The organism is Citrobacter sp. TBCS-14 (assembly GCF_005280805.1).
GTDB lineage: Bacteria > Pseudomonadota > Gammaproteobacteria > Enterobacterales > Enterobacteriaceae > Citrobacter > Citrobacter gillenii.
The window spans coordinates 234-880 of record NZ_SZWM01000751.1 but is presented as its reverse complement, the minus strand read 5'-3'; the positions used below and the strand labels follow the sequence as shown (position 1 = coordinate 880).

The 647-nt window shown below is 58.4% G+C and carries 1 pseudogene; it reads left to right on the top strand.

Annotated features, from left to right (window positions below):
* A pseudogene (gene purH, locus FDX22_RS21095) lies at nt 1-647 on the top strand (bifunctional phosphoribosylaminoimidazolecarboxamide formyltransferase/IMP cyclohydrolase); the annotation flags it as partial.

Below are 647 nucleotides of genomic sequence, written 5' to 3'. Positions count from 1 at the left end.
GCGTCCGTTGCCACCGCGCAGCAGGTTCAGGGTAAAGCGCTTTCCTACAACAACATCGCTGATACCGATGCGGCACTGGAGTGCGTGAAAGAATTCAACGAGCCAGCCTGTGTGATCGTCAAACACGCGAACCCGNTGCTTACAAAACCGACCCGACCTCCGCATTCGGCGGCATCATCGCCTTTAACCGCGAGCTGGATGCCGAAACCGCGCAGGCGATCATCTCCCGCCAGTTCGTGGAAGTGATCATCGCCCCATCGGCTACCGAAGACGCACTGAAGATCACCGCTGCCAAACAGAACGTTCGTGTTCTGACCTGCGGCCAGTGGGCACAGCGTGTGCCGGGTCTGGACTTCAAACGCGTTAACGGCGGCCTGCTGGTTCAGGATCGTGACCTCGGTATGGTGAGCGAAGGTGAACTGCGCGTGGTGACCAAGCGCCAGCCGACCGGGCAAGAGCTGCGTGATGCGCTGTTCTGCTGGAAGGTCGCCAAGTTCGTTAAATCCAACGCCATCGTTTATGCCAAAGGCAATATGACCATCGGTATTGGCGCAGGCCAGATGAGCCGCGTTTACTCCGCCAAAATCGCCGGGATTAAAGCCGCCGACGAAGGCCTGGAAGTGAAAGGTTCCTCTATGGCTTCCGAC